Origin of the sequence: Endozoicomonas sp. ALB091 (assembly GCF_049310265.1) — a bacterium.
Taxonomy (GTDB): domain Bacteria; phylum Pseudomonadota; class Gammaproteobacteria; order Pseudomonadales; family Endozoicomonadaceae; genus Endozoicomonas.
In genome coordinates, this window is sequence record NZ_JBLYNQ010000006.1 from 303,347 (window position 1) to 330,253 (window position 26,907).

Genomic DNA, 26,907 nt, shown 5'->3' on the forward strand with positions numbered 1-26,907 from the left:
CATTGAAAAGTGGCCATTACCAGGAGGGCCAAAAAAAGACGCTCAGCCGGCAAACTGGTGCTGCCGGGCGCTGTGTTTTTCAATCATGATATCAATGGCTTCCTGGTCATAGGGCCGCAAGCCGGAGAGAATCATGGTTTTCTCCCCCATCCCCACCACATCACCATTTTCACGGTAAACAAAGTTAAGCGTTACCTTACCGCGCTTGCCATTAACGTCCAGAGTCGCGCCTGCTGGTTCCAGGTGCGGGTTTACCAGGTCAACACGGGCCATTTTCAAGGTCATGCTGTCGTAAATGACCAGCGGTTTGACGGTATTGATCATTACCCCATGGGATTTCATCAGCGGCACAAAGACATTAGGGAAACTCTCACCGGAGAAGGCCACATAACTGCGCACCAGCTGCTCAATCATCAACGTATCGTGGCTGCAGGCTCCGTGGCGCTCAATATCCAGATACAGCTTGCCGGAAAGATCATAAATGCTCTTATGCCCTTTATCGTTGGTACAGATTTCCAGCTCAACACCGTCGGTGACCATACCATTGAAAGTGACACGCATATCGCTATACAGGCCTTCGCTCAGCAGGATCTTGGCAAATAGCAGATCACCCGGAACGCAGAAGCGGGAGTTATCCACATCATGCAGAGGGTTAAAATCATTGGCAATGCGCTTCGCAAACTGGCTGGCCTGTTCGCGGGTAAAGGAAAAGCGGTTGTCTGCCAGAGAGGTACAGTATTGATCAATAAACATAGTGTTAAAGCTGAATTCCTGCCGCAGTCATCCCTTCAGTCAGACGGCACTCAATGCCCCTGGCTATCGGATGTTCAGTCATTAGTGACAAATACCCATGTAAAACAGCGAACATTCTACCCTGCTCTCGCCCACAGAACAGTAGGGACGGGAAAGCGGGTATTACTCAGAGGCATAAGAGCAATAGCCAGCACCTTACCATAAGTGGTTGACCAACCACTTATTTTATGAATACCAAGCAAGCATTGCGAAGGCCGTAGTTTCAGGAAACACATCTTAAGTGAGTAGCCCCCTGAAGCCTATCAGTAAATCGTAGCTTTTTGTTTAAAGCATCATTACCGAACTTAACGTTATTGCCGTGGTCTAAACATACAGTTCAACTGCAATTCAACCCCTGACGCTAGACCCAAACCGATGGCAAACTCTTATAACCTATCCCCTCATCTACCGTTTGTCCCTCAAACCTCAAACGATCACGGGGCATTTCTGGAAGCATTAGCGTTAACTGAAGCGATAACGACTTTGAAGGCACATCTGCCAAAAGAGCGGCAAACACAGGAATCACTGGATCTACGTAACCGATCTGTCAAAGCAACTGAACATCCGGTTGTTCAGTACACGAACGCACAACTGGAAACGAAAAAAAAGCTGTGTCATCGAGGGAACAATGTCACTCTAGAAAGAGAAAAACGATATTTTCAAATGCCATCAGCAGAAACACTCTCTCATCTTCTGGACCAGTTCCAGACCACTTATGTGAAATTCTGGCAGCTACAGGAACTCGTGGAATCCAGAGCAGAAACTCCGCAAAAGAGCTTATTAACCATAGGGGATGATCTGGAACAGTTTGAAAATCACATTATTGATTTTTTACTGAGTTGCACACCTTCGGACCCGGAGCAAATTCAAGACCTTTTCTTAATAAGCATTTGGTTACAATGGATAAAAAAATCTAAAGATAAAGTAGAATCGGCTAACCATGTTTTAATCAGCAAACGTATTTTATCATTTTTCGAACATGAAAAAATGGCCAATATACCGCTCGCCAAAATCAATCACAGAGTCACTTGCTGTGATCTGAGGAGCCAGAAAATGGTACCTTATGATGAAGACTTACTGCCCACTGTCATCATCACAAGCATTACCAACTCATTACAATACATATTTTTTTTTAGAGACCCTGAAACTATAAAAGCCAATATCATAAAATTTATTGATGACTCCGAATTATTTAAAAGAAGACAAGACGCGCATCAATGGCTTGCAAAAAATTTAACCATTTCAGAATGGTTCGGCTCTGCGCTCAATGTGGTTAATAAAGTGAAATGCAGTAATTTTCCTATCATTCCCGGTTCAACAGACATTCCTGATTTAAACCCGAATTCGTTATTATTCTACGTATTTCGGTTTGGTGAAAATGGTCAGCTGGCATATAACTCACCGGACATTAGCCTGTCAGCATTGGAACAGCTCATCCGTTTCCTCCAGATCCCCGAATTCAGGAAAAAAGTATTACCTTCAATACAGGAAATTGCATCAACAGAAACACACCTGCCAGTTTTGAATACTATTTGTAATTTTCTGATTAGTCCAGATACCTTCCAGCTTATCGATGTCCCCAACAAAGACAGCAGGCTCTATTTATCCGCGGTTTTGTACTACCTGAAAAAAGAACCTGAAAAAGCAGAAAGTGAACTGTTAAAATCCCGGGTGCCTGAAGCCCGATGGTTACTCAGCAAGGTGTATGAGCAAAGCAACCGATTAGATGAAGCCATTCACCACTCCAGACTGGCCATACAACAAGGTATCAGTGCGGCCAACCTGCAACTGGCTTTGCTGCTGATCAAGAACAGAAAGAATGATCTCGGTTCAATAGAGGAAGTTATTACCCTTTTGCAGAGGGCTATAGAGCACTATGATTTTATCGATGCCAAAGACGTATCATTCTATATTCAGGGAATTATTGATGAACTGGAACTCTCCGAAACAAAACCTCTCGCTCTGGAAGCGACATCTGATGAAATAACATCTGATGAAATAAAGGGATCCAGAAAACAACGACGCCGTCCAGGCTCAACCAGAAAAGAGAAAACCACAAAAATACCGGGTAAAAAGAGATTTCAGAGAAGTGTACCCAGAGACCTGAAAGAGCAAAAACCAAGCCCTGGCGAAGATCAATGTTCTATCAACGCCAGCCCTGTGCGCTCCACAAGCATCGAAGAACCCCCCATTCAAGGGGAAAGCATTAAATCAATCCCTCGAATCCGGCTGTCCTACATCAGCCTCTCCGTTACACAGTTATTGCACAACAGCGACTTTGAACAGGCTCGAGCCGTATTAGAACACTTCTGCCAGGAAACTCAGCTCACAATACAACAGGCAAGCTTTGCTCACATGGATTTATGGAGCCTCAGAGTGATAGCAAACGGATCTGAACATCTGGAAGCCTTCAATGCGTCAGCCAAACAAGAACAGAAGTCCGGTGAGTTAAATATACTGGCTCAATCCGGCAAAGCTCTAACCGATTACGGCCTGGATCGGAAGGCTTGCGGCACGGTTTTATTATCTGACGACATTCCAAAAACCCAACTGGCCATTCGAAAACTGATTATTGATAAAGCGCTGGGCTGGCTATGCTGCCTCCACCCTCGTGACCAGACTTTAGCCGACTATAAGGCTCAGTGGATCATTCAGCCCTGCGCTATAGCCAGGCATCATTTAGCCGAATTTGAACATAGCCTGTCACTGACATTCGTCACCGGTTCTTTTTTATCCCTTATTGGCCACATACATGGTGATATGGCATCAGATTGTGATGACCAAAAAGAGAAAAACAGGCTCAAACAAAAATCGGGGGAATTTTACAGCACAGCCAATGAGTTTAATAGTTGGAGAATTCGATTAAAAAACGAACCCTCGTTACGCCATCGCATCGCCAAAAAGACCCCTTTAGGCAATATTCAAAGACTAAGGAAAAAACTGGCAACAGAGCAATAGCGTCAAAGGTGGGGGGATTGCCCCCACCACCATTCGTATCAAAGACCCACGTTGTTCTTCTGTAAGACTTGCTCCGCACGATAACTGGATCGCACCAGCGCACCGGAAACGACTTCCAGGAATCCTTTTTCCAATCCCCATTGCCGATATTTTTCAAACTCTTCCGGCGTGACATAACGCTCAATGGGAAGATGGTTAACCGTTGGCTGCAGGTACTGGCCAAAGGTAACGATATCCACATTAATGGCTCTCAGATCATCCAGGGCTTCCAGAATCTCATCATCGGTTTCACCGAGCCCCAGCATCAGGCTGGTTTTCGTCAGGACATCAGGGCGGTATTTCTTGGCATGTTCCAGCACAGCCAGTGTCTGCTCGTAACTGGCCCTGGGGTCACGCACGGGGTGAGTCAGTCGGCGCACGGTTTCTACATTCTGGGCAAAGACCGCTATGGGGCTATCAACAACCTTTTCAACATGGGACATGACACCGAGAAAATCAGGCGTCAGAACCTCTACATCTGTATCCGGGTTTTCTTCTTTAACCCGGCGAACCACCGCAGCGTAATGCCCGGCACCGCCATCCGGCAGGTCATCCCGGTTCACCGAGGTCAGCACCAGATATTTCAGATTCATCAGCTTGACCGAGTTAGCGGTATGCTCTGGTTCATCATGATCCAGCCACCCTTTGGGATTCCCGGTATTCACCGCGCAGAACCGGCAGGCCCGGGTGCAGGTATCACCCATCAACATGATGGTTGCAGTACCAGAGCTCCAGCACTCGTTGATATTCGGGCACATGGCCTCTTCGCAGACCGTACTGAGCTTATGCTCATGCACGGTACTTTTAACTTCTTTGTACTTTGTGCCGTGACTTGCTTTTATTCTGAGCCAGGATGGTTTCCGCTGAATCGGGGCATGCTGCCCCCCGGCACTGGCTTTAATGCCATTTTTAATGGCTGTGATACCTTTGTCATTGACAAATTTGGTGCCACTTTCTACTTTGACGCTACCGTCTATTTGCACGGTAGGAATAATGTTTTCCGGTTTCATCCGTGGGCTTTCTCCGGTGAGGCCGCTATTCACCAGCTCATGACCTTTTAATGGCTCATGGCTGTCAAACGATTCAAGACCGCTGTTTTCGGAATGAGTAGACATGCCTCCCCCTGTTTTTTTGGATTACTGCTAACTGGACTGGTAAAGGGCTTAACCTTTATCTCCGCTATCTGCCGTCAACAGCTCATCAATCGCCGTTCTTTCATCAATATTGATGTAACTGAGTGCTTTCTGAAAGCATACCAGTAAACGCCGACTCACTTCCTCCATATCGACATTTCCCAGCAGCGATGCCATATCCACCACATTAAGCCCGCGATAACCACAGGGATTAATTCGGTTAAACGGTTCCAGATCCATATCGACGTTCAGGCTTAAACCGTGGTAAGAACACATCTTACGAAAGCGAAGCCCAAGGGAGGCAATCTTGGCACCATTGACATAAACACCCGGCGCATCCGGCCTGTTCTGTGCCTCTAAACCATAACTGGCCAGCATTGCAATGACGGCACTTTCCAAGGCAGAAACCACAGCCCTTGGACCACTCTTCTTCCGGCGCACATCCATCAGGAAGTAAAACACCAGCTGCCCCGGGCCATGATAGGTAACCTGGCCACCACGATCCACCTGAATAACCGGGATATCTCCCGGGAACAGAACATGTTCCGGCTTGCCAGCCTGCCCCTGGGTGAAAACCGGGGGATGTTCCACCACCCAGAATTCATCCCGGGTCTGATCATCCCTGGTGGCAGTAAAGGCTTTCATAGCCTGCCAGACAGGCTCGTAGTTTCTCCGCCCGAGATAACGAACGATCAGGTCATTTTCAATACCGTCAGACTGTTGGGTGCTTTCAGCCATCAAAGCCCTGTCCATTACAAAACCATCTGAATACGGCCACTGGCTTTCAAATCTTCAAAGAGTGCCTGCAGTTGAGGTTCGCCAGTGGCATGAATAACCACGGTCACTGACATGTACTTGCCATTTCGGCTGGTTTTCATTTTGGCATGGCCATCGAAGTCCGGTGCGTGTTTGGCCACCACCCGCAGCACAAAATCTTTATAATCGGGAGCGGAGTGCCCTACGATACGAATAGGGTAATCACAGGGGAATTCAATTTTCGGGGCCTGTGGCTCATTCATAACCATCTACCTACATCATTGTCGGACTGTACGTCGGACTATAAACAGTAAAAGCGCTGCACCCTCGGGAATACAGCGCTTTTCACGCTTTTCTTTAACCCGGTTTATGCAAACAGCCCGGTAAAGAACAAGACAACACTATCCCAGATACGCTTGAAGAAACCTCCCGGCTCAACAGCCTGCTGAGCAATCAGCGGCACCTCACGAACCAGTTCATCTTCCAGCATAACGTTCACTGAACCGATGGTCTGACCTTTCTTGATGGGGGCTTCCAGCTTTGGGTCGATCTTCAGAGAGGCGGTCAGGTTCTTACCCGTCCCCCTGGGCACAGTGACAATCAGGTCTTCGGTAATACCCGCAGTAATTTCACTGATGTCCCCTTTCCAGACCTTAACGGTTTGCAGAGGCTCGCCACCTTTTTTCACGTCCACATTTTCAAAGAAGCGGAAACCATAGGTCAGTAGTTTCTGGGCGTCATCCGCACGCTGCTTCTCACTGGCGGAGCCCAGCAGCACAGCAATCAGCCGGCGGTCATCACGCTTGGAGGTTACTGCCAGGTGGTAGCCGGTGTCTTCAATATGCCCGGTCTTCAGACCATCCACATAGGGGTTGGTCCAGAGCAGACGGTTACGGTTTGCCTGACGACGCAGGGGTTTACCGGTTTTTTTATCGACGCCGTACTGAAAATACTTCTCAGCATACCAGCCGTAATATTCCGGATAGTCCTGAACGATATGCTTGCCAAGAGTGGCCAGGTCACGGGCGGTCGAGTAATGGTCATCTATTGGCCAGCCGGAAGCATTCTGGAACAGCGTGTTGTTCATGCCAAGCCGCTGGGCGGTACTGGTCATCAACTGGGCAAAGGCTCCCTCGCTGCCAGCGATGTGTTCAGCAACCGCAACGCTGGCATCATTACCGGAAACGATAATGATACCTTTCAGCAAATCTTCAACCGTTACCCGTTCCCCAACTTCAATAAACATAGTGGAACCGCCCAGGCTCCATGCTTTTTCACTGACCAGAACCTGATCGTCACGGTGGATGTTACCCGCAGCCATTTCCATTTCAGCCAGATACGCGGTCATCATCTTGGTCAGGCTGGCCGGATGCATGGGCTCATCGGGATTCTGTGAGGCCAGCACTTCACCGCTGGCGGCGTCCATCAGAATGTAGCTTTTCAGGGACACTTCCGGCGGTGAAGGAATCTGTCCAAAAGCACTGGCCTGGCCGGCAAAAACAAGACCAGTCATGGCCAACGCTCTCAGCCAGTGGGGGGCCGCCAGCTTATGAAGGGAAGATAAAATTCTTTTGCCCATGCAGGTAAATGCTCTGAATATATGGATTTTCATCATTATAATGTTCAAGTCTTTAGAGGTTAACTGCAACTTGCAACAACTGATAACAATTCATCGATTGGCACAGCAGACCTCCCGTCAGGTCAGACGCGAGCAGGCCTATTCGTCATAAGGAATACTTTTTTCCCATGATGGATATCCTCATGAAAAGTACGCCAACCCAACCGCTCATAAAAGCTCACTTGATCCGGAGTATACAGGAATAGCGGACCCAGGTTCTGCTGCCGTGCATATCCCATTGCCACCTTTACCAGCTGCTGACCATAGCCATACCCCCGCTTCGACGGTTCCACATAGACATTGGCCAGCCATGGTGAAAACTCCGGATAGTTTGGCAGATCCTCTGTGAGAATGCTGACTGATCCCCAGACACTCCCTCCCTCTGCAAGCACCCAGGTTTGCGGGATCAGGTCGGTCAGCAAAGAAGCTTCCATATCCTCCCGAAAGTCACTCAAATCACTCCCGGGGTATAAAGCCCCCCACTCCCTGTAATGCCAACGCGCAACCGTTTCGATGCATGAGGGCAGGTCTTGCAAATTAACAATTTTCATCAGGATTAATAGCAAAGAAATCTATAACCATGATTGTACCCCAAAGCACTGAAAAACCTGACCTTGCGGAAAGCAGGGTAGCTAAAAAAACACTACAAACCTTACGCCCCAAGGCCTTACGGTGACAATGAATTATTCGGGCAAGGTTGCCAAACGCCCTCTATTTTTATCTGTGAATACACGACTATGAGCCAGCAATGCCTTTCAACCGTAACAGTAATCAATAACTCTATGATTGATAAAACATGGGACAGTGGGAGTGACTCAATGTTAAATGAAGACCTGTACGAGTGTCTGATTGAACTCGGTATCAATGAACCCAAAGCTCGGGCAGCAGCAAAAGAGAATGCCAAGCTGACAGAAATGAGCGAAGACATTGTCACCATACGACAAACGGTCTTTGAACTCACCCGCCAGAGCAGCGGGATGAATGAGCGCCTGATCAATGTTGAAGAACTGATGAAAGCTCTGATTCAGCGCATCAACAGTATGGAACAGTGGCAGACTCAAACCGATGAACATCTGACGGATTTTGAAGGTCGCCTGACGGGGGTAGAAGGGAAATTGATCGGTGTTTCAGGCAGGTTGACCGGCGTTGAAGATCGTCTGACCCGTGTAGAAGACGAGCTGGCCGAAATCAAAGGCATGCTGAAAATACTGGTTGATAGAGAATAGGACAGAGTTAATCCATCCTATCCATAGCCCGAATCTTATGGGGCTTTGACTACCTGTTCAGACTGTTCTGCCTCTACTTCAGTCACCATCTTTTCGGAAGTTCCCGCATCACCCATGGACTTTTCATCGACAGGCTTTTCATACACAAGATAGGGCGACGCAAACTCAGCCGAGCTTAACCCCTCCAGCAACTCCTCCAGATGATCAGGACTTTCTACCGGACCAATCCTCACCCGATACAGCGGTTCTGGCGCATCCCCCTTGACCACTTTCGCCTGGACACCCGCCCGGGAAAAGAGATCCCGACGTAAAAGTTGCGCGTTATGGTAGTTTTTAAAGGCGGCCAGTTGCAGGTAGAGCAACTCTCCATCCCGTTCATGGGCGGGAGAACGGGCAAAGGTCTCCGGGTCAATGCCTTCTATTGCCACATTTGCCAGCCCTGAATCAGCGAACCCCAGCTTTTTTGCCGCAACATAAGAAAGATCGATCAATCGGTCACCATGAAATGGCCCACGGTCATTGACCCGCACCACCACCGACTGACCATTCTCCAGATTAGTGACCTTGACATAGGAGGGCAGTGGCAATGTTTTATGGGCCGCTGTCATCTTGAACATATCATAGATTTCACCGTTGGCCGTCTGCTTCCCGTGAAACTTGGTGCCATACCATGAAGCCTCGCCCTTTTCTGCATAACCATTGGCAGAGGCCATCGGCTGATAGTGAATCCCACCCAGGGTATAGGGTGTATTTTTAACAGGGACCTGTATCGGCGACGGGACTGCGTCAGGAATGGTACTGATATCAACGGAATCAGCCGGTGGGCCATCCTGAACCTGTGGACTACTGCTACAGCCAACCAGGGCTGATAGCATGATGGCCGGAACCAGCCGGAACCCCCGGGTGTTAATTCCCACGATTTTCTTCATTGATACCAGGCCTGAGAGACCGGCTCCAGATCGTCCCATTTGATCAAACATACTTTTCAACGTTAACAAATAATATTCCTGAGGGTTCGTTATCACTCAACCGGGAAGCCGCCAAAGGCTCATTACAGTGAGCCTTCAGCAAAGATCAGCCACCCCGGGAAAACCATCATCCCTGTTTACCTTTCGCAACCTGCTTTTGCAATGCCAGAGACTGTTTATAACTGTCCTTCACTTCTCTGGACAACTGATAAACGGCAAGGGCATACATCTGGCTACGGTTGTAGCGGGTAATGACATAAAAATTATGCAGTCCGACCCAATACTCAGCGCCAGCACTGCCTTCATGTTTCATCGCCAGAACTTTAGAGGATTTCGGTACCATTTTCGGCACAGCCCACCCGGCTTTTTGCACAAGACTCAGTTTTTTGTCCGGTTTCAATCCTGAAGAGACCATCTGCTCATGCTTAACGCCTGAAACCTTTGCCTGAACTGCCACACCACTGCCGTATTTCCAGCCGTGTTTTTGCAGATAGTTGGCAACGCTGGCGATGGCATCCTCATCGCTTAGCCAGATATTTGCCTGCTGATCGCCGGTATAATCGACCGCATAGGCGCGGTAGCTGGACGGCATGAATTGAGGAATGCCCATGGCTCCGGCATAGGACCCGGTCAGTTCATCAACGTCCAGATTCTGTTCACGGGCGAGCAGCAGAAAATTTTTCAGTTCTTTGCGGAAAAACTCACCTCTTCGGGGAAAGTCAAAGCCCAGCGTCGTGAGCGCATCCAGCACTTTAAAGCCACCGGTCTGCCGACCGTAATAGGTTTCTACACCAATAATCGCCACAATAATATTGGCTGGCACCCCCAACTCCTGTTCAACACGGGCCAGGGTTTCGGCATTTTCTTCCCAGAAGCTGACACCCTTCGCTATCCTTTCTGGCGTGATAAATATCTTGCGGTAGTCTTTCCACTCCAGAGTCCCTTCGGCAGGGCGACTGATCAACTCCAGTGCCCGCTCGGAACGCTCCGCCCCGGCCAGAATATCCTCAAGCTCTGTCCTGGAAAAACGGTGTTCAGTTACCAGTTCATCAATAAAAGCATCAACATCCTGCCTGCCCAGATAGTCACTGTCGTGATTTTCCTGGGCTAGTGCCCAGGTGACAGGTGTAGCAACCACAGCAGCCATCAGCAGGCCACCACGAAACATTCGACGGAATACCCCGGGAAAATTTTTCATGTATCCGTACCTATTCAAAAATAACAAACTCAGGGTTCTCACAAACACCAAAACAACGACAACGATAAGTAGTTGGCCAAATGGAATCGTATATTTCTGGCTAAGTGGGCAGTTGCTATGCAAGGCGCAACGTAGGGAGCATAGCCGTAGCTATGTGACCGGAGTTGCAACGCCGCAGAGTGACTGACAACTTAGTCAGAAATATATGATTTCATTTGGTTAACTACATACATAACCCAACCTGCCTCTACATTAATCGACAGTGGTTTTGAATTCTATGGAAGAAAGGTAAAGATCTATTGGGAAGCCCTCAGAAAAGAGCGATGGGTATGTATCGACATCAGAAAACCAAAACCGGCCAGCAGGGTCACCAAAGAAGTCCCTCCCCGGCTAACCATGGGTAATGGAACGCCCACCACTGGCAGGAGTCCACAGACCATCCCGATATTGACAAAGATATACACGAAAAACGTCAGAGTAATACTACCTGCCAATAAACGACCAAAGAGCGTCTCGGCATTCAGGGTGATGAATAGTCCCCGCCCCAGAATCAGGGTATACAGGGCAAAGAGCACCAGACATCCCATCAGGCCAAACTCTTCCGCCAGAACGGCAATGATAAAATCCGTATGGCTCTCTGGCAGAAAATCAAGATGCGATTGCGTGCCCTGTAACCAACCCTTGCCATAAAGCCCACCGGAACCAATGGCGATGGTGGATTGGATGATATTCCAACCGGCTCCCCACGGGTCACTTTCAGGGTTCAGAAATGTCAGCACCCTCCGCTTTTGATAGTCATACATAAAGAACTGCCAGAACACATAGATCGCTGGTGCCGCAAGACAGATGGCAGAAAATATCATGCGCTTGCGCAAACCGGCCAGCAGCAGCACAAACAGGCCCGATGAGCCAATCAAAATAGACGTGCCAAGGTCAGGTTGTTTGGCAATAAGTACCACCGGCACAGCAATAATAATCAGTGAGAAAATCACATCTTTAAACGAAGGAGGCAGTGGACGCCTGGCCAGAAAAGCTGCCATGGTAATCGGCATAATCAGCTTGATCACTTCCGATGGTTGAAACCGGAAACCCGGCAGCTGAATCCAGCGCTGCGCACCTTTGGACTGTACGCCCATAAACAGAACGGCCAGCAATAGCAGCACCCCTGCCACATAAAACCACTTGGCCCACTGCATCAGCACCCTTGGCGGAATCTGGGCCACGATCAGCATGACGGTCAGACTGATGCCCAGGTAGGTTGCCTGTCGAATAACAACCGACATATCCCGACCGGTGGCACTGTAAAGAATAAAGAGCCCCGCACCACAGAGTAAAAGCAGAAACCCGAGCAGCATAAAATCAATATGCCAGCGCATGGACAGTCCCGGGCCGCGGCCAAACCCGTGGAGATCAATCTGGCGAACAAAATCCTGGTTGGCCATTATTTCTCTCCCTTCACTTGATGGCTGTTGACCGTTAATCTTGGCAGCAGGTAGGAATCCATAACCTTTCTGGCGACATTGGCAGCACCATTGCTGTTTTCCAGAATAACAGCAACGGCAATAAGGGGATCTTCTACCGGTGCAAATGCGACAAACAAACTGTGATCCCGCTCGAACTCTTTCAGCTTCTCAGCATCGTACTCCTCTCCCTGGGGAATACTGACCACCTGTGCTGTCCCGGTTTTACCGGCCATACGATACTTGAGTCCCCGACCGATTCGCCAGTGTGCGGTTCCCCCCGGAGAGTGAACAACATCTTCCATGGCTTTGATAATGAGTTCCCAGTTCTTGGCTTCCGCCTCGGGAGTCCGGCCAATGGTGATGTCATCCCCCCAGAATTCCCCCTGGATTTCAGGAATATCCTCTTTCACCAGGCGGGGCTGAACATACTTGCCACGGTTGGCGATAAGCGCCGTTGACTCTGCCAGCTGCAAGGGGGTTGCCAGCATATACCCCTGCCCGATGATCGCAATCACCGTTTCACCCGGATACCAGGGCTGGCCATAGGCACCTCGTTTCCACTCACTGGAGGGCAAAAGGCCCGGACGCTCTTCCCTTATATCAATGCCGGTTTTGTGGCCAAAGCCGAATTGATCAGCAAAATCATGGAGATTATCGATACCCAGCTTCCCGGCCTGAATATAGAAATAGGTATCATTGGATGCTGATATCGCGCGGGATAAATCAACCCAGCCATGACCGGAACGTTTCCAGTTACGAAAACGGTGATCACTGCCCGGTAGCTGAAACCAGCCTTTATCAAAAATTCTGTCCTCTGGTTTGACGATATCATTCGCCAGCAGTGCCAGCCCCATCACCGGCTTTACTGTGGAAGCGGGTGGGTACTCACCTAATGATGCCCGATTGTACAACGGTCGCTCGATATCTCTGTTGAGCGCATTGAACGTTTTACTATCAATCCCCGTCACAAACAGATTGGGGTCAAAGGATGGATTGCTGGCCATTGCCAGCACTCCGCCGGTTTTCGGGTCCATGGCCACCAAAGCCCCTCGGCGGCCATTGATTGCATCAATGGCCACCTTTTGCAGCTCACTGTCCAGATAAAGGTTAAGATCCTGACCGGCGTGCGGGCTAACTTTTTTCAATACGCGCAATACCCGGCCACGGGCATTGGTCTCTACCTCCTGGTGACCGGGTTTACCCAGAAGTACCGACTCGTAGGCGCGCTCTACACCAATCTTGCCTGTGGTATGAGTCCCGGAGTAGAGAGTCGGGTCCAGACGTTTCAAATCCCGATCATTAATTCGGCCTACATAGCCGATGCTGTGGGCAAAATGCTTTCCTTCGGGGTACTGCCGGATCAGTTCAGCATTGATGTCCACCCCCGGCAAACGGAAAAGATTCACCGAAATGCGGGCAATCTCTTCGGCGGTAAGATCAAACTTCAGAGGGACCGCTTCATAAGGTCGGCGTCGTTTAACCCGTTGATGAAAACGCTGCAGCTCACCGTCGGTCAGAGACAAAATATGACCAATATCATCCAGCAAACCAGCAAGATCTTTGGTCTGCTCCCGAACAATCGACAATATATGGCTGGGCTTGTTAACGGCAAGAAGCTTGCCATTGGTGTCGTATATCAGGCCACGGGTAGGAGGGATCGGCTGAACCAGTACACGGTTCTCATCCGATTGCGTGGACAGCTCATTGTAGCGAACAACCTGAAGATAGAAGAGGCGGGAAACCAGCCCCATAGCAAGGAGCACCATAAAGCCAATGGCAGCCCAAATCCGGATATTTACCAGTCTTTTTTCTGCCCCATGGTCCTTTAAGGTATCCTGCGGCATGTTATATCTCAGTCATCAGTCGTATGGTCAAGGGGCTGCTCTTAAATGCATCAACTGATACATTAGCCTGTTAATACACAAATATTAAACGTAAAAAATGCAGTGTTTCTCAAGAAAAAACACTGCATTTCAAATAAAAACTCTCACCAGAAAGCTAGCCTTCACTTTTACTTGAGTGAAAGTACTTCGTCAATCAAGGTTACATCAGTTTTACTTGTGGTAGGGATGATTGTGAAGAATGCTCCAGGCTCTGTAAACCTGCTCAGCCACCACAACCCGGACCAGCGGGTGCGGCAATGTTAATGGCGACAATGACCAGCGGAGATCCGCCTTTGCCAGACATGATGCATGCAAACCTTCCGGCCCGCCGACCAGTAAACTGACGTTGCGGCCACTGTGCAGCCACGCCCCCATATTGTCCGCCAGCTTCTCTGTGCTCCAGGCCTTGCCCATAATTTCCATGGTGACCACCAGGTCGCTTGAACCCACAGCAGCGAGCATCTGGCCAGCCTCTTTCTCCTGAAGGCGATTAATGTCAGAGCCTTTACTGCGCTTACCGAGAGGAATCTCAACAAGCTCCAGTTTCACGTCCGCACCCAGCCGACGACTGTATTCCTTATAGCCCTCTTCAACCCAACCCGGCATTTTTGAGCTAACCGATATCAGCCGAATCCGCATCAGGAGGGCTCAGCGACAACCAGGTCAGCACTGTCCCAAAGTCTTTCCAGGTCATAGAACTGGCGGGTAGCAGGCAGCATCAGGTGGACAACGACATCACCAAGATCCACCAGAACCCACTCGGACTTGTCCTGACCTTCAACCCCTAACGGTCGAACACCCTGTTTCTTACACTGCTCAATGACATTATCCGCCAGCGACTTTACATGACGGTTGGAGGTACCACAGGCAATCACCATAAAATCGGTAACACTGGTTTGACCCGAAACATTCAAACAGGTGATTTCATTACCTTTTACTTCTTCAATAGCTTCGACAACAAGCTGTTTTAACTCATCAGAATGCATAGACTGCAAAATTAACCTCGTATTGACGATCCGGCAGAGCATGGTTTGTTACCCTGTGCCGAATCAGGCCATTTAAACAGGGCAGGCTCTCAGCATTAATCATAGAAGTCAATGCCCGATACGCACCAGAGGCGGAAATCCACTATCAGAGCAGTATCACTGGCGAATATGGCCATCCCCAAAAACCACATACTTTTGCGAAGTCAGCCCTTCCAGGCCGACAGGCCCACGGGCATGGATTTTGTCGGTAGAGATACCAATTTCAGCACCCAGCCCATATTCAAACCCGTCGGCAAAACGGGTGGATGCATTCACCATAACAGAGCTTGAATCCACCTCCCGCATAAAGCGGCGGGCACGGGTAAAGTCCTCAGTGACGATGGCATCGGTATGATGAGAACCGTAGCGATTGATATGAACGATTGCTTCATCCATATCCAGAACCACTTTAATGGCCAGAACAGGGCCAAGGTACTCTTCTGACCAGTCTTCTTCAGTTGCTGCTACCGCACCGGGCAGAATCTCACAGGTAATAGGACATCCCCGCAACTCAACACCCTTCTGGGAATAAAGTCCTGAAAGCTCCCGCAGCAAAGGCTGAGCCACATCCTGATGCACCAGCAGCGTTTCCATGGCATTGCACACACCATAGCGATGGGTTTTCGCATTCATGGCAATCCGGACGGCCTTGCTGTGATCGGCCCGATCATCCAGATAAACATGGCAGACACCGTCCAGGTGTTTAATCACCGGTACCCGGGCGTCAGCACTGATGCGCTCAATCAGTCCCTTGCCACCACGAGGTACGATCACATCGACATACTCAGGCATGGTGATCAGCACACCGACAGCGGCACGGTCAATAGTTTCAACCACCTGAACCGCATCTTCAGGCAGCCCTGCCTGGGCCAGCCCCTGCTGAATACACCGGGCAATAGCCTGATTGGAGTGAATGGACTCACTGCCGCCACGGAGAATAACCGCATTGCCAGATTTCAGACACAGGCTCGCTGCTTCCACGGTAACGTTTGGACGGGACTCATAGATAATGCCAATGACGCCCAGAGGCACCCGCATTTTGCCTATCTGAATACCGCTGGGCACATACTTCATATCATCAATAGTGCCGATGGGGTCTGGCAGGGCGGCCACCTGACGGAGACCTTCAATCATGGTATCAATTCGGGCATCGGTCAGTTCAAGGCGATCCAGCATGGCGGCATCAAGCCCACGTTCCCGGCCAGCGTCCAGATCCCGGGTATTGACAAACTTCAGCTGTGAACGATCCGCTTCCAGTGCGTCTGCTATCGCCAGAAGTGCCCTGTTTTTCATCGCAGTATCAGCAACAGCCATCTCCTTACTGGCCTGCCGGGCTCTCTGGCCCAGTCCATGCATGTACTCCGTCACTTGATCAGCCAATGTCTTTTCTCCCGGCAACTTGCATCACCACTATCGTTTATTCTCTGCAATAAAAGGCTGCAAAACAGCCATATTATCAGTCCGCAATCGGCATGGTAAATTCAAATATCGTCCCGCCCTCCGGGTGACGCTGGAATGTCAACCGACCACCATGGGACTGAATAATGGAGTGACATACCGTCAGTCCAATACCCATACCATCCGCCTTGGTAGTGTAAAACGGCGTAAACAGTTTTTCTTCGGCATCATCTGCCAGACCATGGCCACGGTCAATGACCGACACTTTGACAAAGTTATCATCCAGCTTTTCGGTGCGAACATAGACACCGATACTGCGGGTCTCCATATCTCTCATCGCTTCCATGCCATTACGAATCAGGTTCAATGCCACCTGCTGGATCTGCACAGGGTCAACCTTCACATTCGGAAGCCCCTCTTCCTGCTCCAGATGGATTTCCATATGGTTGTTACGGGCGTCAACTTCGGCAAGCTTGTAGGTATCCTGAATCAACCGGTTGGGATCGACGCTGCCCAGAACATGGTCCGGTTTCTTCACAAAAGAACGAATACGGGCAATGATTTCCCCGGCCCGTCGGGCCTGGGTATTGACTTTTTCCATGGCCTCGGAAAGACCAAGGTCATCCGCCAATTCCAGCCGGGCCAGCATCCTTCTGGCCACCTGGGCGTAATTGGAAATCGCGGTCAATGGCTGATTTACCTCGTGGGCAAAGCCAGCGGCCATCTCACCCATGGTGCTCAACCGGGAGACATGGGTCAGCTGCTCTTTCTGGCTTTCCAATTCATCCAGGGCCTTCTGCAGGGCTTCCTGCTGCCTTTTTTTCTCGGAAATATCCCTGAACACAACCACTGCGCCACTGGGGGCACTGTTTTCCATAATCGGCGTACAGGAAAAATCCACCGGAAATGGCGAACCGTCACTGTGCAGGAACGTGGCATTTTCAACAGTTTTACTGACACCTTTGTTCAGGGATACCTCAATCGGTACCAGTGGCCCTGATGGGGCATCTTCACTCCCTTGCATCAACTGAATCAGGTTCTGCCCCGTCAGTTGTTCTATGGACCAGCCGGTCATGGCAGAGGCTGCCGGGTTGGCAAAGGTAATCAGTCCCAGTCGATCAAGGCCGAATATCCCTTCATTCATACTTTCCAGAATGCGGGCCTTATCAGCCTCCAGCTGTCGATTTCTCGCGGAAAGTGCCTGTTCAAGCTTATGGATTTTCAACTGGGTCTGTACCCGGGCAATGACCTCTTCCGCTTGAAATGGCTTGGAGATAAAGTCCACTGCGCCGGTTTCCAGGCCCCTGACCTTGTCTTTGGTGTCATCCAGGGCGGACAGGAAAATCACGGTTATATTGCGGGTTTCCGGGCTTTCCTTCAGCCGTTGGCAGACCTCATAGCCATCCATGCCGGGCATCATAATATCCAGCAACACTAAAGCGGGTTTTGCCTTGACAGCGATCCTGAGAGCACTCTCTCCATTCTTGGCAATAAGAAGCTTATAGCCACGGCCACTGAGGGTTTGCAGTAATACCTGCAAATTTGTCGGATTGTCATCCACAAGAAGAATACGCTCTTCTTCATGCTGCTCTACAGGAGCTTCAGCCAGATACATCGTCAGCAGATCCTGATTTCAGAAGGTTCATCAATGTAAAAATAGACGGAAATAAGTGGCTTATCTTACTATAACTTCGGCTTTTATCAGAGACCTTACTGCCATCAATCACTCTGACCAATGTCTTCAACATTGAGAATTCTTTTCCTGAGTTCTCTTATTCATGTTTCAATAGAGCTATTTCCCGTATTGATTCAATGGCGTTGAATCGCCCGTGATCATTAACTCATAACGGCCGAGTGCTTATGAAAATACTATTGATTGGTGGTACCGGGCTGATCGGCCAGGAAGTACAGCGGTTGTTCCTTGACAAGCAGATCCATTGTATCGCTCCGAAAAGGGATGAATTAAATCTGGACAATCCTGAGTCCATTGATGTCTGCCTGAAAAATTACCAGCCAGATATCGTGGTCAACTGTGCAGGTTATAACGATCCGGTGAAGGCCGAAAACGAGCCCTCCAAATGCTTCCGGATCAACCGGGATGCCATGGCGACACTGGCGGATGGTTGCCACCGACAGCAGGCCATTCTGGTCTATATTTCCACCTACCGGATTTTTGATGGCAGCAAAAAGGAAGCTTATACCGAAAAAGATATACCTAACCCTGCCGGTGTTCTGGCCACCAGCCGATGGCAGGCAGAACAGCAAATCAGTGAGCGCTGTCCAAGGCATATCATTCTTCGTCTATCCTGGGTCATCAGCCACCGGCGCACCAACCTTTTGAAGTACCTTCTGGACCAGATCAGCAAAGAGCAAGAGGTTGCCGTGGTATCCGATCAACAGGGGTGCCCGACCCCCAGCGACGATGCGGCAAGAGTTATTGTCGCGATCATCCAGCAACTGGGCTGTGGGGCTGAACCCTGGGGTACTTATCATTACGCCGGTGCAGAGTCTATCTCGGAAAACCGTTTTGCCGAGGTGGTGATTTCTGAGGCATCGCAATTTCAGGACCTGAAAATCCGAAAACTGCGTATGGATAAATTGAACGATCGTAATGGTATTCAGGCACCAGCCAATGCAACCCTCTCCTGCCGGAAAATTTTAAGTACCTTTGGCGTTCATAATAAACCCTGGAGAGGAGCCCTCGCCCGGATGATCAGAAGCTATTATGAAAGCGGTAACACTGAAATAACGTCATGAGGATAGCCATTAATGCCCGGTTCTCTTTTCTCTGCAAAACTCTTTAAGACTGAACAGCTCAGTGCCAATACACTGCAGCTGAGCTTTGAGTTGGCACAGGACGAAGGAGCGAGTTTTAATTTTATTGCCGGACAGTTTGTGCAGCTGCAGTTTGAGATGGATGGAAAACTTCATAAACGAAGTTACAGCATTGCCAACGCACCGGAGGACTTTAAGGCAACCGGCCTGCTGCAAATAGCGCTCAGCCTGGTCAGTGGTGGGGTTGCTTCCGGGCTTTTCCAGAAAGCCCCTGCCGGAACCGAACTGAATATTTCTGGCCCGTTCGGGGCCCTCACGCTGCCGGACACCTTTCCCGGACAGCTTCTTCTGGTGGGAACTGGTACGGGGATTGCGCCCTATCGAAGTATGATTCCGCAATTGAAAACGCTTAGTGATAAGGGAACAGCTGTCACCGTTGTAAAGGGTTTCAGGTATCGAGAGGAAAGCATTTACTCTGAAGATTTTGCCCAACTGCCAAACTTAAAGTACCGCACCTGTTTAAGCCGTGAGTCCACCGTCAATACAGCAAACCATGAGTATACTGGCCACGTGCAAGACCAGTTTGACGCCCTCAACCTGAACCCTGAAAACGATGTGGTTTATCTCTGCGGAAATCCGGGCATGATTGATGATTGTGTGACCCTGCTCAAAGACAGAGGGCTATCCCCCCGGCAGATCAAACGGGAAAAATACGTTTACTCCGGGCATTGATTCCGCTTTTCAGCGCAAGAGCAACCAGTCCCCAGAATAAACCAAGGCACAATCCCGTAATAACGTCGCCAAACCAGTTAACCTGCAAAACCAACCGGGCAAAAGCGTCAATCATCACCAGCCCCAAAGCGACGCTGGCCGATAGCCATTGGACTTTAAATGGACGGTTTACTGCTACCAAGGCAACAAAAGAAAACAGTACATAGACGATGACGGTTGCATGCACAGAGGGCAAAGCATAAAGATCAAGCCATATCACAGACCTGTCACTGTCTGCCAACCAGTTGATAAGCCAGACAGAGCAAACCATTAATACACCACCAAAAAGCAGACTAAACAGAGTGGCAAACCGATTAGAACGGCAAAGCCATAATAAGCCACCTGCGGAAACAATACTCAAAACAGGAATGCTGCCAATCTGGGCCACCCAGTACATCACCTTTTGCAACCAGGGCAATTGAACCGCTGTCAGCCATTGGTCAACACCTTGATTAACGCTCTCCAGCAACCCTGCCCGGTGAGCAGTAATCAGTAAGGTAAGCAGCCCTGATACCAGCACCAGATACCCGATAAACTGGGGCTTGAAGTGACGATGAGCACTGATCAGCAATGGCGGAAGCAGGATGGCAACACCGGTAATGGCTGACAACACAACCAACAATTGCTCGGGCACTTTATCATGCCACTGAAGTGCGGCTCCCGTCAGATAACCCGGAAGCAGGTAAACCGGAGACCAGGCCAGGGCGGAGAGAATATTAACGGTAAAAAAGTACCTGGGAACCATACCCATCATACCCGCTACTGCCGGTATGATAGGGCGGACAGGACCAACAAAGCGCCCGATCACAATGCTTAAAAAACCATACTCCCTGAAGAAATCTTCACCACGTTCCAACCATTGAGGATGACGATTAAATGGCCACCAGCCCCTGACTCGCTCGTGGTAATGATAGCCAAGCAGGTAACTGACCCCATCCCCGACAACAGCTCCCAGAAAAGCCCACAGGAGGATTGGATAGATAGAAACGGAAGCCGCCCCGGCAATAGCCGCTAATGCAAACAGCAGGGCCACACCCGGCAGAACAATGCCCACCACAACCAGTGATTCCAGACAGGCCACCATTGCTATAGCAGGACCAATCAGGCCAGTGTTCTGCTGTAACCATATATGAATGGGATCAAAATAAGCGTTATCCATGAGTTACCGTGGCCTTGGTGGGAAATACCTTGCTATTGATCTGGACTGATGTGTTATCAGAATTAGACTACAGTTTTATTCTAATAGACTACCCGGTAATGATGACATCGGACCGTTACCAGAAATAATGCCAGATGCTTGATCGTAAACAGCCCGAACTTACCGTTCTAACCGGGCAGATTTATAAAACTCACAATTTATCAGCTATAACGGGCTGCGGGCTAATCCTTCCTGCTGGTACAGCCTGATTTGCAAAGCAGGCCTGAGCGTTTAAACTGCGCCAGTTTTACAGGGTAAAAGCGGGCCTGTTGTTACCCGATAACTCAAAGCATCAACACAATATCTACCGCCAATCTCAACAACGGTATGCAGCCAGGGAGTTACAGGATGAGTGATGTACTGGAAGAACTGATTAATCAACTGAAACTGGAACCGATTGAAAACAATATATTCCGGGGCCAGAGTCAGGACCTTGGTTGGGGGCGGGTATTTGGTGGCCAGGTATTAGGCCAGGCGCTGTCTGCGGCAAGGCAGACGGTGGATCCTGAACGTCATGTTCACTCCTTGCATAGCTATTTTCTTCGCGAGGGCGACAGCAGCAAGCCGATTGTTTACACGGTGGACTGCATTCGCGATGGCAGAAGCTTCAATACCCGCCGGGTAGTCGCCGTGCAAAATGGACGCCCTATTTTCAATTTGTCCGCATCCTTTCATGTAAACGAAAGTGGGTTTGAACATCAGGACCCGATGCCAGACGTCATACCCCCGGAAGAAGCCCTGAGCGAAAAAGCCCTGATTCAAAGGCACAGCGACCTGATCCCCAAGCCGCTGCAAAAACGACTGCTCAGCGATACCCCCATTGAGATTCGCTTTGCTGACCCGGTTGATCCAATGGCAGATGACACCAGGGCACCACATCATAAAATCTGGATAAGAGCCAACGGAAAACTGCCCGATAACCCCGGACTGCATAAATACCTTCTGGCCTATGCCTCAGACTTTCAGTTCTTACCCACCAGCATGTATCCCCATGGGGCTGCTGCTTTCCAGAAACCCGTTCAAATAGCCAGTCTGGACCATGCCATGTGGTTCCACCGCCCATTCAGGATGGATGAGTGGTTACTGCACTCTATTGAAAGCACCCATGCCAGCGGTGCCAGAGCGTTGGTAAGAGGCCAGATATTCAATCAGGCTGGAGTAATGGTAGCGTCTACCATCCAGGAGGGGCTGGTCAGGCCGATCAGGGTTCAGACCAAGGTCTAAAGGAAGAATGAGCTGACCGCTCATAAACTTTTAATTGTTCGCTATTGAAATCTGGACCACCAATCAGCCCTGCCTTTGCTGATCGGTGGTTTTTTTTGTCCGGATGTAGGAAATGGAACCAGGCTCTGGATACCTGAGTAGCCAAAAGTGGTCATTAGTACGATAGTAAATCCCCCTTGTTGAAGGTTAAAATCCCAGCCCGGATATGTCATCAACTGCCCCGAATCCAGCTGGGGGAAACCGTATTAAGGGAATACTGTGAGCTTGTCATTTCTGTTGAAGCCCGTTGTCGGTAGATTAAGGCAATACCTGCCCTGCATTTTTACACTGCTCTCGATAATCCCGGCCTTGAGTCAGGGATCCGGTTCTGCAGTCATATTGCAATATCACCATGTCAGTCATGAAACCCCGAAAATCACCAGTGTCACCCCCGAAACATTCAGGAAACATATCAACTATCTTGCGGAGAATAAGTTCAATGTGATGCCACTGGTTGATCTGGTTGAAACACTTCGCAATAAAAAGGCATTACCGGAAAAAACAGTCGCCATCTCTTTTGACGATGCCTATCTGAGCATTTACACCGAGGCATTTCCAATACTCAGGGAGCAGGGGTTGCCATTTACCATTTTTGTCACGCCCGCACCGGTGGATAAAAACTATCAGAAGTTTCTCAGCTGGGCGCAACTGCGGGAAATGACGGAAGCAGGTGCTACCCTGGCAAACCACACCATGCACCACGCCCACAGTGTAGAAAGACTGCCCGGAGAAACCAGGGCACAGTGGCTTTCCCGGTTCCGTCAGGACCTGGATATGACAGAAGCCAGAATCCGGGAACAAACCGGTCAAAGTGTTAAGATGTTTGCCTGGACTTTTGGCGAAACCACCCCGGAACTCAGAGCTACACTGGATGAGATGGGTTATACAGGATTTGGTCAGCAGTCCGGAGCCGCTGGTGAATATTCTGACTTCACTCGTCTGCCACGTTTCCCCATGGCGGGTATTTATGGGGTGAATGACTTTGCCATTAAAGTCAACAGCAGGGCTCTGCCAGTGACCAGCCAGAGTCCCGACTCATCACTGATCACACAGGATAACCTTAAGCCCGAACTGAAGCTGACCCTGGCTGAAGGGGATTACCAGAAAAAACAGCTTAAGTGTTATGCCTCCGGCCAGGGTGAGCTGAAGGTAACCTGGCTTAACAAAGAGATGACTCTGTTCAGGACTCAAGCCAATAAACCATTACCAGTAGGCCGAACTCGCTACAACTGTACTGCACCATCCAACAGTGGTCGGCACTACTTCTGGTACTCCCATGCTTGGCTCAGATTGACAGATGAAGGTAAAGCGCTGGATTGACCAAGCTGAAGACTGGAGATGTTGACGTTTCGTTGCGTGCCTGCAACGAAACGTCGATAGGCTCTAACATGTAGTGGCACACGTAAAGTGGCTTATTAACCGCTCTATCAATTTAAGTGAAGTCGATGGTTTGATGAAAATAGTCTTAAAAATCAAAAAAATAGTACCAGTCGCCGTTTTTCTTCTGGCTGGGTGCACTGACCAGCAGTCTGCTACTCAAATTCAGCAGCCCCCCCAACACCTTGAAGCAGCACAGGCAAAAGCGATGCAGCTCTGCGCGGGGTGCCATGGCCCAACCGGTATTGGTACAACGCCACTAAACCCTAATCTGGCCTGTCAGAAAAAAGAATACATGGTTAAACAACTGCAATACTACCGAAACGGTGCCAGAACCACTCACCAGCCAATGAGTAATATTGCCAGGCTGATATCTGAAGAAGAAATCGAGAGTATCAGCGAGTGGTACTCAATAACCGGATGCTTATAAGTTTCTTCCAAATTGGGATGTCCCGGTGAATTAACAAAACCCGGATGCCCCCTTTAAGATCTGTTTTTCTACCCATCAGTCAGGATCTATTAAATTTTCAAGTAAAGGTGGGAACCTTAATTGCTTTTGTTGGTCTTAATTATCAAACCAACATTATAAGTGTGCTTGAAATGACCGTATCATACCCCTCTGCTGGCATTAACCCCAACGCATCAACCCCTTCTACTGATGCTTCACTGAGCCACAGTGATGAAGGTGGCAACAGCTTTGGCAGAAAAATCGTCAGCATTTTTACCAAAACCCGCATGTCCGCCAGCTCCAGTGAAGAGCATTCCGCATGGAGTAATATCTCAAGCTTTTTCAAAGGCCTCCACAGTCGGGCGGTAAAGCTTGTCAATTATGTGTCCAGACACTTGGGTGAAATGTTACCGCCCTTTTTTACCAAAACCGGAATTGGCAGTGTGGCAGGGTTCGTTATAGGCGTCTTAACCCCTGTCGGACCGCTGTGGGGGACTGTTGGCGGATTGCTGATTGCTACAGGCTGGCAACTGGGCGTTGAGTATAATAATGATCGGGATAAACCCGATTTAACCAATCTTAAGTCGTCTCAACCTTAATCGGGGGAATCTCTTTTCCTGTTTTTATTTGTCAGGCTTGAAACCCCTCCCACAGCAACTAGTTTTATATAGGTAAACGTATTTTATCTATACAGGCATGGAGCCCATCATGGAAGATCAAAACATCGAGAAACTGGCGCTGATCATATCCGCCAACTGCATTCGTCAATCCACCATTGAAGAGTGTCAGAAAAAAGGACAGATAAACGATCAACAACTGAATCAGATCAATAAAGAAATGTCTGACCGAATCTTTACCTTCCTGACTTACCTGCTGAAAAAACCGGCTGATGAATACACCGTCATGATGGAAGCAATGGCCAAACACTACCCGGAGAACTGGGAACAGCCTGAGCTGAGCCAGCTTATTCTCCAGCAACAGGCCCAGACCGCTACTTCTGCGTCAACTCAGCATTAATAACCTGTTAAGAGAACCAGCTATGCTTGTCCCTGCGCCATCTTCAGGGACAAAAACAATGCCCAGCTGGAAGAGTCGATTCCATTACCGATTCAATTACCAGCGGTTTCTGGTAGGGACACTCATGTATCTTTCCATGCTTTCCCAGGCGGATACCGTCGATCCTGGTCAACACTATAAAACGCTCACATTAACACTGGATGAATTGTTAACAGAGCTGCGCATTTCCCATGCCCCTACCCTGGAGTCCATGATCGATACCACCCAGGTCTGGCGCAGAAAACCGGGACAGGAACGGTGGGAATTACCAGGGCTGGATATATCAACAGACAAAAGGTTCAGAGTCCTTGATCTGCTTGAAAAGCTTGGACTCATATCCCCCATCGGGCCATTAACCAGGCAATATGATTATGCATTGCTATTGGGAGCCACTGCCCCTGGCATGAAACGCAGGCTGGACTTGTTAACTGAGTGGTGGCGTCAGGGTGTCCGATTCAAGCGTTTGATTTTTCTGGTGGGCCAACGCCCTCTCACCCCGGGGGCTGACTACCTGGACATTCTCACCAAAAAGCCTGACCAGAAGACCCCGGACCCACTCCCTTTTACCGAAACAGAGGCGGCAATCATGCTGCATCAACTGGTGCCCATTCCAGAAGCAATGAGAACCCTCCCGGTTGAGTTTATTGATACGCCACGAAACTGGAAGAACGGCTTCTGGCACAGGCCCAATACCCGCGACACACTCAAGCACTGGGTGAAATCAGGCCCACTACCGGGAACTGCCCTGGTTATCTCAGAACAGCCCCATGGGATTTACCAGAAAGAAGTCGTAAGACAGGAGTTGCCGGGTTTTGACATTGATCTGGCGGCAGGTCCGGCAGACCCGGCAACCAATCTGCCCATCTATCTGGATGCCTTGGCGTTATGGCTTTACAACCTGAAACCTTTTATTCCGGGGGCAGAACAACCAGCCCCTTCAAAGACAATGATCCCCCCAGGACGGCATTAACTTCTGAGAAATTCCCAGCTGATCCAATATCCGGGCAACAATAAAATCGACCATGTCATCCACGGTTTCCGGCCGATTGTAAAAGCCCGGAGACGCAGGAAGAATAACACTCCCCATCCGGCTCAATTTCAACATATTTTCCAGATGTATTTCAGAATAGGGGGCCTCCCGGGGCACAATGATCAGCTTGCGTCGCTCCTTTAATACCACCGTTGCTGCCCGCTGTGTCAGATTATTACTTAAACCACAGGCAATGGCCGACAAGGTTCCGGTACTGCAGGGGCAAATCACCATTGAGCTGGGAGCACCACTGCCTGAAGCGACAGGCGACATCCAGTCATCCTCACCAAACACACGAATCTGTCTGGGAGCAGCACGGTAACGGTTGGTAAAAAATTGCTCAATAGCGTCCGGCGTATCACCGATCTCAAGGTCCATTTCTGTGGCCAGAACCACTTTGGCTGCCCTGGAAACCAGAACAAACACCTGCCGCTCTGCCGCAACGAGGCTTTCCAGTAGCCGAAGCCCGTACTGGGCTCCGGAAGCCCCCGTGATGGCTAATGTTACTCTTTCAGGATTTGACCGACTCATC

General features: G+C 49.6%; 26 protein-coding genes. 10 read left to right on the forward strand and 16 right to left on the reverse strand.

The features are described 5' to 3' along the window. Window positions 1-42: 42 nt before the first annotated feature. Complete coding sequence (locus ACO6UX_RS08345; protein ID WP_422446637.1) at window positions 43-753, reverse strand: DUF3581 family protein; 711 nt, start codon at window positions 751-753, stop codon at window positions 43-45. Window positions 754-1,167: 414 nt separating this feature from the next. Between ACO6UX_RS08345 and ACO6UX_RS08350 the strand changes: the two genes are divergently transcribed. Next, window positions 1,168-3,750, forward strand: a complete 2,583-nt coding sequence (locus ACO6UX_RS08350) for a tetratricopeptide repeat protein (protein WP_422446639.1) — start codon at window positions 1,168-1,170, stop codon at window positions 3,748-3,750. A gap of 38 nt (window positions 3,751-3,788) precedes the next feature. Here ACO6UX_RS08350 and lipA read toward each other — a convergent pair whose 3' ends face one another. From lipA to ACO6UX_RS08375, 5 genes are all read right to left on the reverse strand, one after another. Then, entirely contained in the window at window positions 3,789-4,799 is a 1,011-nt protein-coding gene (lipA, locus tag ACO6UX_RS08355) for a lipoyl synthase (RefSeq protein ID WP_422447909.1), read from the reverse strand. 153 nt (window positions 4,800-4,952) lie between these two features. Next, window positions 4,953-5,660: a lipoyl(octanoyl) transferase LipB gene (gene lipB / locus ACO6UX_RS08360; protein WP_422446641.1), complete on the reverse strand. Its 708-nt coding sequence runs from the start codon at window positions 5,658-5,660 to the stop codon at window positions 4,953-4,955. 14 nt (window positions 5,661-5,674) lie between these two features. Further along, window positions 5,675-5,941 carry an HP0495 family protein gene (locus ACO6UX_RS08365; protein WP_101746054.1) on the reverse strand — a complete coding sequence of 89 codons (267 nt, stop codon included), beginning with the start codon at window positions 5,939-5,941 and terminating at the stop codon, window positions 5,675-5,677. A gap of 104 nt (window positions 5,942-6,045) precedes the next feature. Further along, window positions 6,046-7,257, reverse strand: coding sequence for a D-alanyl-D-alanine carboxypeptidase family protein (locus ACO6UX_RS08370; RefSeq protein ID WP_422446643.1), 1,212 nt, complete (start codon window positions 7,255-7,257; stop codon window positions 6,046-6,048). Between the two features lie 122 nt (window positions 7,258-7,379). After that, entirely contained in the window at window positions 7,380-7,847 is a 468-nt protein-coding gene (locus ACO6UX_RS08375) for a GNAT family N-acetyltransferase (protein WP_422446645.1), read from the reverse strand. A 231-nt stretch (window positions 7,848-8,078) separates the two neighbouring features. Here ACO6UX_RS08375 and ACO6UX_RS08380 point away from each other — a divergent pair, with 231 nt between their 5' ends. Then, entirely contained in the window at window positions 8,079-8,522 is a 444-nt protein-coding gene (locus ACO6UX_RS08380; protein WP_422446647.1) for a hypothetical protein, read from the forward strand. Between the two features lie 35 nt (window positions 8,523-8,557). Here the strand turns inward: ACO6UX_RS08380 and ACO6UX_RS08385 are convergent, their stop codons facing one another. The 8 genes from ACO6UX_RS08385 to ACO6UX_RS08420 all read right to left on the reverse strand — a co-directional run bounded on the left by ACO6UX_RS08385 (window position 8,558) and on the right by ACO6UX_RS08420 (window position 18,072). Then, window positions 8,558-9,451, reverse strand: a complete 894-nt coding sequence (locus ACO6UX_RS08385) for a septal ring lytic transglycosylase RlpA family protein (RefSeq protein ID WP_422446649.1) — start codon at window positions 9,449-9,451, stop codon at window positions 8,558-8,560. A 166-nt stretch (window positions 9,452-9,617) separates the two neighbouring features. Then, window positions 9,618-10,688, reverse strand: coding sequence for a lytic murein transglycosylase B (mltB, locus tag ACO6UX_RS08390; RefSeq protein ID WP_422446651.1), 1,071 nt, complete (start codon window positions 10,686-10,688; stop codon window positions 9,618-9,620). A 296-nt stretch (window positions 10,689-10,984) separates the two neighbouring features. Next, window positions 10,985-12,130: a rod shape-determining protein RodA gene (rodA, locus tag ACO6UX_RS08395; RefSeq protein WP_422446653.1), complete on the reverse strand. Its 1,146-nt coding sequence runs from the start codon at window positions 12,128-12,130 to the stop codon at window positions 10,985-10,987. Next, a complete protein-coding gene (mrdA, locus tag ACO6UX_RS08400; RefSeq protein ID WP_422446655.1) occupies window positions 12,130-13,995 on the reverse strand; it encodes a penicillin-binding protein 2 in 1,866 nt (621 codons plus the stop codon). Before mrdA ends, rodA begins: the two co-directional genes overlap by 1 nt. Window positions 13,996-14,205: 210 nt before the next feature. Then, window positions 14,206-14,673: a 23S rRNA (pseudouridine(1915)-N(3))-methyltransferase RlmH gene (gene rlmH / locus ACO6UX_RS08405; protein WP_422446657.1), complete on the reverse strand. Its 468-nt coding sequence runs from the start codon at window positions 14,671-14,673 to the stop codon at window positions 14,206-14,208. Beyond that, entirely contained in the window at window positions 14,673-15,020 is a 348-nt protein-coding gene (gene rsfS, locus ACO6UX_RS08410; RefSeq protein WP_101746053.1) for a ribosome silencing factor, read from the reverse strand. Before rsfS ends, rlmH begins: the two co-directional genes overlap by 1 nt. A 156-nt stretch (window positions 15,021-15,176) precedes the next feature. Then, entirely contained in the window at window positions 15,177-16,415 is a 1,239-nt protein-coding gene (locus tag ACO6UX_RS08415) for a glutamate-5-semialdehyde dehydrogenase (RefSeq protein WP_422447911.1), read from the reverse strand. A 100-nt stretch (window positions 16,416-16,515) separates the two neighbouring features. Beyond that, window positions 16,516-18,072: a response regulator gene (locus ACO6UX_RS08420; RefSeq protein ID WP_422446659.1), complete on the reverse strand. Its 1,557-nt coding sequence runs from the start codon at window positions 18,070-18,072 to the stop codon at window positions 16,516-16,518. Between the two features lie 245 nt (window positions 18,073-18,317). Between ACO6UX_RS08420 and ACO6UX_RS08425 the strand changes: the two genes are divergently transcribed. Together ACO6UX_RS08425 and ACO6UX_RS08430 are read left to right on the forward strand one after the other, a co-directional pair. Next, complete coding sequence (locus ACO6UX_RS08425; RefSeq protein WP_422446661.1) at window positions 18,318-19,214, forward strand: SDR family oxidoreductase; 897 nt, start codon at window positions 18,318-18,320, stop codon at window positions 19,212-19,214. Between the two features lie 12 nt (window positions 19,215-19,226). Further along, window positions 19,227-19,964, forward strand: coding sequence for an FAD-binding oxidoreductase (locus tag ACO6UX_RS08430; RefSeq protein WP_422446663.1), 738 nt, complete (start codon window positions 19,227-19,229; stop codon window positions 19,962-19,964). Here ACO6UX_RS08430 and ACO6UX_RS08435 read toward each other — a convergent pair. Further along, window positions 19,930-21,162 carry a VTT domain-containing protein gene (locus tag ACO6UX_RS08435; protein WP_422446665.1) on the reverse strand — a complete coding sequence of 411 codons (1,233 nt, stop codon included), beginning with the start codon at window positions 21,160-21,162 and terminating at the stop codon, window positions 19,930-19,932. The genes ACO6UX_RS08430 and ACO6UX_RS08435 overlap by 35 nt on opposite strands. A 387-nt stretch (window positions 21,163-21,549) precedes the next feature. Between ACO6UX_RS08435 and tesB the strand changes: the two genes are divergently transcribed. The 6 genes from tesB (at window position 21,550) to ACO6UX_RS08465 (ending at window position 26,315) form a co-directional block, all read left to right on the forward strand. Further along, window positions 21,550-22,425, forward strand: coding sequence for an acyl-CoA thioesterase II (gene tesB / locus ACO6UX_RS08440; RefSeq protein ID WP_422446667.1), 876 nt, complete (start codon window positions 21,550-21,552; stop codon window positions 22,423-22,425). Window positions 22,426-22,683: 258 nt separating this feature from the next. Then, window positions 22,684-23,784: a polysaccharide deacetylase family protein gene (locus tag ACO6UX_RS08445; protein WP_422446669.1), complete on the forward strand. Its 1,101-nt coding sequence runs from the start codon at window positions 22,684-22,686 to the stop codon at window positions 23,782-23,784. A gap of 265 nt (window positions 23,785-24,049) precedes the next feature. After that, window positions 24,050-24,271: a c-type cytochrome gene (locus tag ACO6UX_RS08450; RefSeq protein ID WP_209203359.1), complete on the forward strand. Its 222-nt coding sequence runs from the start codon at window positions 24,050-24,052 to the stop codon at window positions 24,269-24,271. Between the two features lie 170 nt (window positions 24,272-24,441). Further along, window positions 24,442-24,888 (forward strand): hypothetical protein, encoded by a 447-nt coding sequence (locus tag ACO6UX_RS08455; RefSeq protein ID WP_422446672.1) that lies wholly within the window; start codon window positions 24,442-24,444, stop codon window positions 24,886-24,888. Between the two features lie 109 nt (window positions 24,889-24,997). Further along, a complete protein-coding gene (locus tag ACO6UX_RS08460) occupies window positions 24,998-25,306 on the forward strand; it encodes a hypothetical protein (protein ID WP_209203357.1) in 309 nt (102 codons plus the stop codon). A 58-nt stretch (window positions 25,307-25,364) separates the two neighbouring features. Beyond that, window positions 25,365-26,315 carry a hypothetical protein gene (locus ACO6UX_RS08465; RefSeq protein ID WP_422446674.1) on the forward strand — a complete coding sequence of 317 codons (951 nt, stop codon included), beginning with the start codon at window positions 25,365-25,367 and terminating at the stop codon, window positions 26,313-26,315. Here ACO6UX_RS08465 and ACO6UX_RS08470 read toward each other — a convergent pair. Beyond that, window positions 26,283-26,906, reverse strand: coding sequence for a flavin prenyltransferase UbiX (locus ACO6UX_RS08470; RefSeq protein WP_422446676.1), 624 nt, complete (start codon window positions 26,904-26,906; stop codon window positions 26,283-26,285). The two genes, ACO6UX_RS08465 and ACO6UX_RS08470, sit on opposite strands and share 33 nt — an antisense overlap. Window position 26,907: the final 1 nt, after the last annotated feature.